This is a genomic window from Sulfuricaulis sp. (assembly GCF_040901545.1).
Taxonomy (GTDB): domain Bacteria; phylum Pseudomonadota; class Gammaproteobacteria; order Acidiferrobacterales; family Sulfurifustaceae; genus Sulfuricaulis.
The window spans coordinates 1-8,287 of sequence record NZ_JBBDYL010000009.1; the positions used below are offsets into that span (position 1 = coordinate 1).

The following is an 8,287-nucleotide window of genomic DNA, read 5'->3' on the forward strand; positions in this document are numbered from 1 at the left end:
GAGAAGCGTTGGACAATGGGCACGTAGATCCACAGTTCGAGGAAAAGATCTTTGCGCTAAGAGGAGAATGGCCCATCAAAGAAACATTGAGTCGCCTCTAAATGCAAAATGCTATGGCGCATAACAACGGCATGCAGCCGACGCGGCTCAGCTCTGCGTTGGGCAACCAGAGATGAGCATAAGTAACGAGCGGATCCGAGACGTTTATTCAGTTGGTGGCCTATTTTTCTCACATAGAACTATTTGAAACTGACATGGAGGGTATCGTGGGTATTGCTAATTGGCTTTCTGGGTTGAGTCGTGGTGCACGTATTGGGCTAGTTGTTTCTGCCGTGTGGATTATTATTATTTTTACAATAGCTGTTAGCGATGCCACAGGTTACAGCAGGTTTAAGGCTGAGACGTTTTTTGGAATATTTTTCATCATTGGCGTCTTACCGGTTATGGTCGGCTGGGGAATTCGTTGGATTCGGAAATCTTGACCTGCGTCTGGCCGCAGGGGCTTTGGCGCGACAGAATCATGATTGCTTTTGATAAGGTGACTATCGTGAGATTATGGATATTAAAAATTGTAGATACTGAATCGCCCGATTGGGCAGCGAGTACATATAAGGGTAATGTCGTTATTCGTGCTACAGATGAACGTGGCGCTCGCCGTGAAGCGACGCATCGCTTCCATATAGCATCAGAAAAAACTTCCGGCGGGCATGTAAAGGCTAACCCTTGGTCGCAGGAAGCATTAGTAGTGTGTGAGCAATACACTGGTAACGAATATTCAACGACAGGTAACTCTGGCATCTTGTTTCCACAACATGAGGATATCTTGTGGCGTTCCTATGCTCAACCTATCATTCCACCGGACGCTGCGCGATAAAGCCGCGCAGGCCGGTGAATTCAGACGTTGGAGTGAAGAAGATGTCTTGGCTTAATTGTGGCGTGACAACTCAGGCAATATGGCCCAAGGACAAGAAGGAAGTGAAGTATAGCAACCATACTTTTGTCCTGATGCCGTTGACAAAAGATCATTCGGCTTCAATACACCTTGAGCTGAGAGGAATTGATAATGTTCAGGGATTAACCCTTATAAATCGATTCTTGAGTACTCTCGGATGGAAATGCGATGAACCGGCCATCAACCATTATGGGTGGAGCGGAAATCCAAATCCTGTACCTGTCCCAAGATACCGAATTCCATACGGATACAGCCCTTCTGACGTCTTCCCAGATGAGGTATACGAGATTACCGATAAGAAAGCGAAATTAGCTGTTGCTCTCTACCGCGAAGCAAGAAGCTTAGACAGTATTCCATTTCAATTCCTTGGCTACTTCAAAATATTGAATATCTTTTGGAATGATAAGACGAACAATGGGAAAAACGAGCTTGTAGAGGGCATTCGAACTTCTTTGCCCGACCTGACTGAAAACGACTGCGTAAAAAGGATACGAGAAATAAAAGCGAAGGAAGGTGACCCTGCAGATTACTTATATAAATCTGGACGATGTGCGGTGGCTCATGCTTTCGCTGATCCAATTGTAGATCCAGATGACGTCACTGATTTACGTCGACTATCTGAGGATATATGGCTGATGCGTAATCTTACGGCCTATCTTATAGAGAGAGAATTTGGGATCGAACAATCGATATGGAACTAGAAACACTCCAACAAACAAATCCAGAGGACGAATGATGGCCGCCGCTGATCTGCACGTTAGTTTTTTCTAAATCACGTCGGAGCGAGCTGAGCACCAACGGGAGATGGAGCAACACATCTTAAGCGTGAATGCGGAGTTGTTTTATTACCCCGTAGCGCACGCCGAGTACCGCAGTCCCACCGGGAGCAGTTAAGCGAGACCGTGTTTGAGCCCGAGGCACGTAGTATGTGCCCGGCGAGTTGGTCGAGTGCCCGGTGGGTAAGGCGGAGGTGTCATGGAAGTCCGGTGGACTTCCACGCCGCCGAACGGGTGCGCCGCGGATCGGCGCACCCCGGGCGCGAAGGGGTTTTCGCGCGCTCCGGGGAGAATGGTTTTGATGACTTTTGCCGAATACACAATTTTGTCGGGAGCAAAATTGGACGTGCTTCAGCGCGCCCGCAGGGCGAAGGCCATGGATGGCCTGAGTCTAAAGTCACCCAGGGTGCGGGGGCGGAGCCACCCGCACTTATCTGTTGAGATCGCGCGCAAAACGCGCGAACCATTTAAATCCTGGATTCCGGCTTCCGCCGGAATGACGGCGATGTTGGAGGGCGGAGCATCCCTGATTAAAATAACGCCGCCGCAGGCGGCTCGACAGAAACTAGAACCTATCTCAAAAAACGGTAGGGTGCGCCCTGCGCACCGGTCCACGGTTTAAACGCAGCCATTGGTGCGTGGGACGCACCCTACGAGAACCGAAACAAGGTATTTTGAGATAGGTTCTAATACTATTCCCCTAATTACTTATAAAATGCGCCAAGGAACCGAACTTGATGCCGCCAAGAGAACACCATTGAAAACCCTCCGCCTCGGCACCCGCAAAAGCCAGCTGGCCCGGTGGCAGGCGCATTACGTGCGCGAGGCGCTGGTGCGCCGGCATCCGGGGCTCAAGGTCGAACTCGTCGCCATGACCACCGAGGGCGATCGCATTGTCGACCGCGACCTCGCGACCGTCGGCGGCAAGGGCCTGTTCATCAAGGAACTGGAAACGGGCCTGCTGGAGAACCGCATCGACATCGCGGTGCATTCCCTCAAAGACGTGACGGTCACGCTTCCGCCCGGGCTGCATCTCGCAGTTTATTGCGAGCGTGAGGACCCGCGTGATGCATTCATTTCGAACCGATACGCCTCGCTCGCCGCTCTGCCGGCGGGGGCGCGTGTCGGCACCTCGAGCCTGCGCCGCCAGTGCCAGTTGCGCGATAAATATCCCCAGCTTGAAATCAGCTCGCTGCGTGGCAACGTCAACACGCGCCTGACCAAGCTCGATGATGGTAAATTCGACGCCATCATTCTCGCCGTGGCCGGCGTCAAGCGTCTTGGCATGGAAGCGCGAATTCGTGAACGCCTGGATCCGGACGTGAGTCTCCCGGCCGTGGGCCAGGGCGCCATCTGCGTTGAAAGTCGAGTAGATGACAAGGCCACCAATGAATTGCTGGCGCCGCTCAATCATCGCGCCACGCAAGTGTGTGTGGCCGCCGAGCGCGCCATGAACGCGCGTCTCGAAGGCGGTTGCCAGGTACCCATCGGGGGCTACGCCGAGTTGAGCGGTGACGAACTTCATCTGCGCGGCATGGTGGGCGAACCCGACGGCAGCCGCCTGTTGCGGGCGGAATTGCGCGGACCGGTATCGCAGCCCGAGCAATTAGGCGCCCGGCTGGCGGAGCTGTTGCTGACGCAAGGCGCCAAGTCCATCCTAGATAAGGTATACGGACGTGGCTTATGAATAGAAAAAGTCCATCCCTGGCCTTTTTCAACTCGGCCGCTCCTGTGCATTCCTGCGCTCGCGGCATTGGAGCTTCCTGCCCGGCACAAAGCAAAAAGTGCGATTTTTGCTTTGCTCCATTTTTCCGACAAGACAAGGTCGGGAAAATGCGCCGCATGTCCCTATGCTGCCTCCTTCTTTGAAAGGAGTTCGTGTCCTCGTCACCCGCCCGCGGGAACAGGCGGACAACCTCGTGCGCCTCATCGAAAGCCAAGGCGGCGAAGCGATTCGTTTCCCGGTAATCAAAATCGCGGAACCGCGAGATACGCGGAAGCTGCGCGCCATTATTGACCGACTGGAAAACTTCTCACTGGCGATTTTCATCAGCCCCAATGCGGTCCGGCGGGGCATGCACCTGATCAACTCACGCCGCGGCGCATTGCCGCCGAACCTGCGCGTCGCCTGCGTGGGAAGTGGAAGCGCGCGCGAACTCAGCCGCTGCGGGATTGGAAACGTAATCGTGCCGGGTGAAAATTTTGACAGTGAAGCCCTGCTTGAACTGTCTGAGTTGCAGCGGGTTGAAGGACGGAAAATTGTCATTTTTCGCGGCCAAGGCGGGCGTGAGCTGCTAGGCAACACCCTTAAAGCGCGCGGTGCCACAGTCGAGTACGCCGAATGTTACCAGCGTGTCCGTCCGAATGCCGACTTCACACCGGTGTTGCATCGCTGGGAGCGCGGAGAGGTCGATATCGTCTGCATCACCAGCGCGGATGGGTTACGCAACCTGTTTGCTATGTCCGGCAAGTCCGGACAGCCGCTGCTCCTTCAGACCCCGATTATTGTGGTCAGCCCCCGGCAAGCCACGCTGTGCCGCGAACTGGGGTTTAAAAATGACGTACGAATTGCCGCGCGGGCAAGCGATGAATCCATGCTGGACGCCATTCAGGCGTGGCAGCGGCAGCAAAAAACTCTATAATCGTCGGATTATCTCAGGCCAAAACCCATGTCAGACACGGACGCCGAAAATACTTCTCCTGAGCAACCCGCTTCCCCCGATGGCAACCAACCCGCCACCACGCGACCCGCCGGACGGGTACGCAGCGGACTGGCGCTGATATTGTCGCTGGTTGCGATCATCGGGACGGGTTACGTCTGGTACACCGTGCTGTACCAGAACGCGAAACTATTCACCATGGATGTCGTGGGCTCGATTGACCGGATCAAGTCCGATACGAATCAGATTCAGGATGCACTCGGCGGAACCGCCAAAGAGATAATAACCCTCAAGGAAACCCAGGATACCATCCGGGCTGCCCTCGAAAAAATCAACACCGACCTCGCGCGCAACCGGCTTGAATGGGCCTTGACCGAAACCGAGCAACTGTTGGTCATCGCCAACAACCGTCTGCAACTCGCGCGTGATTTTCATTCTTCGCTTGCCGCCCTGCGTGCCGCCGATATGCAGTTGCAGCAGTTGGCCAGTCCCAAGCTGCTGCCGGTACGCAAGGAGCTGGCGCGCGAGATATCTTTGCTGGAATCACTCGATAAAACAGACATCAGCGGTATTGCCTTGCGTCTCGCCAACATGGCCGAAAACGTGGATCGCCTGCCATTGATGCACGACATCCGATTGCATTCCGGGGATGACCTCAAGCAACTCGCGATGGCTGGCGGCGCTTCCGAACAAACCGTCGCGGATGGCGGGTGGCGAAAAACCGCGCGCAGCCTTTGGCAGGATATCCTTTCGCTGGTCCGATTTCGCGACAATCTCGAGAACCAGCGTCCGCTGTTGCCGCCCGAACAGCAATATTTCCTGCGTGAGAATCTGCGCCTGATGTTGTACGGCGCGCAACAGGCCCTGCTGCAGGGATCCATTCCGGTGTTCCAGCAAAATCTCAAATCGGCGCAACGTTTGCTCAGGGAATATTATGACGTCAATTCCCAAGTCATCCTGGCAATGCAAGACGATCTGGCCAAACTGCAAAACACCCAGGTGATTACCGACCTGCCTGACATTTCGACCTCGCTCGCCACCCTGCGCCGACTCGGCGGCCGCAAGGCCGAGCCGTGAAACTGCTGCTGTTCATCATCGCTTTGCTGTTCGGCGCCGCGCTGATCACGCTGTACGCCCTCGACAATCCGGGTTACGTGCTGATTGCGCATGCGCCGTGGAGCATCGAGATGTCGCTCACGCTGTTTATCCCGCTGATGATCGCTGCCTTTTTCCTGCTGTACCTGATTTTATTCATCATCGTACGGCTATGGCGGATTCCCCGCGACGTCGCGCGCTGGCGCAAAAACCGGCAAGCCCGGGGCGCGCGCCAATCGCTCATTGACGGCCTGAGCGGGCTGGCTGAAGGCAATTTTGCCGAGGCCGAGACCCTATTGCTTGCCGGCATGCGCCACGGCGATACCCCACTGCTCAACTATCTGGGCGCCGCCATCGCTTCCGACGGTCAGGGAAACATCGAAAAACGCGATGAATATCTGGCCCTGGCGCATAAAAACGCGGCGGATGACAAATTGGCCATTGGCATGACCCAGGCCAATTTGCAACATCAGACCCATCAGCTCGAACAATCCCTCGCGACCTTGAATGAATTGCGCGGCGATTATCCAAAACACAAACAATTGCTGAAACTGCTCGCGCGCGTTCATCTTGAATTGAACGACTGGACGGGGCTGATCGGTCTGATTCCGGATTTGCGCGAGACCTACGCCATGACCGCCGAGGAAATCAGTTCACTCGAATTGCAGGCGCATCGTGAATTGCTGAAACTCTCGTTACCCTCCGGGAAACCCGGCATTCTGGATAAAGCCTGGAATGCGGTACCCAAAGCGTTACGGCGTCACCCCTCCCTGATCGCGATTTATGCGCAACAACTCATCAAACAAAATGAAATGGCGCAGGCCGAATCGGTGCTGCGCGCTGCCATCGAAGACAAGTGGGATCAGGCGCTGGTGGAACTCTACGGCCAGGCGCAAAGCGAAAATTCCGCGGAACAGGTCGAGACGGCCGAGGGCTGGCTGTCGGTGCATCGCGATGACGCGAAATTGCTGTTAACGCTCGCGCGGCTGGCGGCGCGCAATAATCAGGATGACAAAGCCCGCGGTTATTTCGAACAATGCCTGTCGTATCACGGACCGGCCGAAGCCTATCGCGAATATGGAAATCTGCTGGAACGTCTTGGTGACAAGGACAAGGCCCTCGGCATCTACCGTCGCGGACTTGATATCCACTCAAATGACTGGCGTAACGCCGCTACGCGGGGGCGAGGATCGCCTCCAACCCGTACGCGCGCGGTAAGGTAGATAAAACTCCCCTGACAAGCGAATGGATAGGTTTTTCCCGGGAGACTCTTAGTAACCTTCTTGTTGTTGATCCGCTCCGGCGCCCTGTTTCGAAGCCTTCAGAGACTCGCGGTTTTTCTCCGCAGCATCCTTGAGCCTGTTTTCCAGCGCGCGGGCCTTATCCTTGGCCTGCTCCGCCGGAGCGAACACCGTGTCCTTGATCTCCTTGCTCTCGCTGCAGGCGAACAGCGCCAAGGCGAGGAACACGGTTGCCAGTATCACGCGCAGCGTTTATCTCCTTGAAATGCGCCTTCCCTACGGGGCCGACGCGTGGGCGTGCTCGAAGGAATCATAATACAGTCGGTCCGGCGGCAACCCATGCTCCATTACCGTGCGTTTGAGTGCCTCGATCATGGGCGGCGGGCCGCTGGCATATACCTCGTGCCGGCTCAGGTCCGGAAAGTCCTCGGCCACCGCCTCGTGCACCCAGCCCTGACGCCCGTTCCAGTGGTCTTCCGGCTGAGGCTCGGACAGCACCGGAGTGAATCTGAAATGACTGTGTTCCCCGGCCCACGCCTGCGGCAAATCGGGCAGGTACAAATCGCGTTTGGCGCGCACACCCCAGTAAAGCGACAGCGGGCGCCGGGTCCCCTTGGCGAAGGCATTTTCCAGGATGCTTTTGATCGGCGCGAAGCCGGTGCCGCCGGCCACCAGAATAGCGGGCCGATCGGGCGACGTCCCTGCATTTCCGTGTCCACCGGCATTCCGGCTTTCCCCCGAATCATCGCCACGCATGAAAAAAGTCCCTAACGGTCCCTGAAAGCGCAGCAGGTCCCGTTCTTTCATTTTGGTGAATACCTGCCCGGAAAACAATCCACCCGGGACATGGCGAATGTGGAGTTGCAGCATTTCATCGGCGTGCGGTGCGGTGGCCAGTGAAAAACTGCGCCGCTGGTTACCCGAGAGCAGGATATCGATGTACTGCCCGGCCAGGAACTGCAACCGCTGTCCTTCCGCCAGTTTGAGCCACAGACGCATGACATCGTGGGCGAGTTTTTCCAGCTGCATTACGCGGCAAGGCATGATGCGTATCGGAATGTCTTTCGCCGCGCTGATTTCCTTGGCCTCGATGACCAGATCCGAAAACGGCACCGCCTGGCAGAAAAGCGCCGCGCCCGCGCGCCTTTCGGTATCGCTCATGGCTTTCTCGTTGTAACGACCGTAATCGACCTTGCCCGAAATGAGCTTTCCCTTGCACGTGCCACAATCGCCGTTGCGGCAACTGTAGGCAAGTGTCACGCCCTGGCGCAAGGCCGCGCCCAGCACCGTTTCCTGCTCTGCAACGGCGAATTCACTGCCACTGGATTCGATGCGAACTTTGAAGGCCATGATTCGAAGTAATGGCGGCTTGGCTGTTTATAGATACGTCATCTATTGTTCACGAAAACGACAACCTGTAAACCATAAATAAAACACGGGATGCCGGCATCCCGCGGCACCTACATCGAAGTGAACTGAGAGAACGTGGCTGAAGTGAATACAGCGGCTAGCGCCCAGGGCCCGAGGCGAATGTAGCGGCGCGCTCCCGAGGCGATAGCTCTT

The 8,287-nt window shown here is 56.0% G+C and carries 9 protein-coding genes; 7 read left to right on the forward strand and 2 right to left on the reverse strand.

All coding sequences use genetic code 11. From position 1 onward, the window contains the following. Nucleotides 1–254 precede the first annotated feature (254 nt). The 7 genes from WD823_RS02510 (at nucleotide 255) to WD823_RS02540 (ending at nucleotide 6,706) form a co-directional block, all read left to right on the forward strand. The gene (locus WD823_RS02510) at nucleotides 255–482 is read left to right on the forward strand and encodes a hypothetical protein (protein ID WP_368427909.1); all 228 of its coding nucleotides are present in this window, start codon (nucleotides 255–257) and stop codon (nucleotides 480–482) included. 38 nt (nucleotides 483–520) lie between these two features. Next, complete coding sequence (locus WD823_RS02515; RefSeq protein WP_368427910.1) at nucleotides 521–874, forward strand: hypothetical protein; 354 nt, start codon at nucleotides 521–523, stop codon at nucleotides 872–874. 14 nt (nucleotides 875–888) lie between these two features. Next, nucleotides 889–1,653: a methylamine utilization protein MauJ gene (mauJ, locus tag WD823_RS02520; RefSeq protein WP_368427911.1), complete on the forward strand. Its 765-nt coding sequence runs from the start codon at nucleotides 889–891 to the stop codon at nucleotides 1,651–1,653. A 790-nt stretch (nucleotides 1,654–2,443) separates the two neighbouring features. Further along, nucleotides 2,444–3,415, forward strand: a complete 972-nt coding sequence (hemC, locus tag WD823_RS02525) for a hydroxymethylbilane synthase (protein ID WP_368427912.1) — start codon at nucleotides 2,444–2,446, stop codon at nucleotides 3,413–3,415. Nucleotides 3,416–3,578: 163 nt separating this feature from the next. Beyond that, nucleotides 3,579–4,370: a uroporphyrinogen-III synthase gene (locus WD823_RS02530; RefSeq protein ID WP_368427913.1), complete on the forward strand. Its 792-nt coding sequence runs from the start codon at nucleotides 3,579–3,581 to the stop codon at nucleotides 4,368–4,370. 27 nt (nucleotides 4,371–4,397) lie between these two features. Beyond that, nucleotides 4,398–5,465, forward strand: coding sequence for a uroporphyrinogen-III C-methyltransferase (locus tag WD823_RS02535; protein WP_368427914.1), 1,068 nt, complete (start codon nucleotides 4,398–4,400; stop codon nucleotides 5,463–5,465). Continuing rightward, complete coding sequence (locus WD823_RS02540; protein WP_368427915.1) at nucleotides 5,462–6,706, forward strand: heme biosynthesis HemY N-terminal domain-containing protein; 1,245 nt, start codon at nucleotides 5,462–5,464, stop codon at nucleotides 6,704–6,706. The genes WD823_RS02535 and WD823_RS02540 overlap by 4 nt, the downstream gene beginning before the upstream one ends. Nucleotides 6,707–6,754: 48 nt before the next feature. Here the strand turns inward: WD823_RS02540 and WD823_RS02545 are convergent, their stop codons facing one another. Together WD823_RS02545 and WD823_RS02550 are read right to left on the reverse strand one after the other, a co-directional pair. Then, nucleotides 6,755–6,967 (reverse strand): hypothetical protein, encoded by a 213-nt coding sequence (locus WD823_RS02545; RefSeq protein WP_368427916.1) that lies wholly within the window; start codon nucleotides 6,965–6,967, stop codon nucleotides 6,755–6,757. 33 nt (nucleotides 6,968–7,000) lie between these two features. Continuing rightward, nucleotides 7,001–8,074 (reverse strand): CDP-6-deoxy-delta-3,4-glucoseen reductase, encoded by a 1,074-nt coding sequence (locus WD823_RS02550; RefSeq protein ID WP_368427917.1) that lies wholly within the window; start codon nucleotides 8,072–8,074, stop codon nucleotides 7,001–7,003. Nucleotides 8,075–8,287 lie beyond the last annotated feature (213 nt).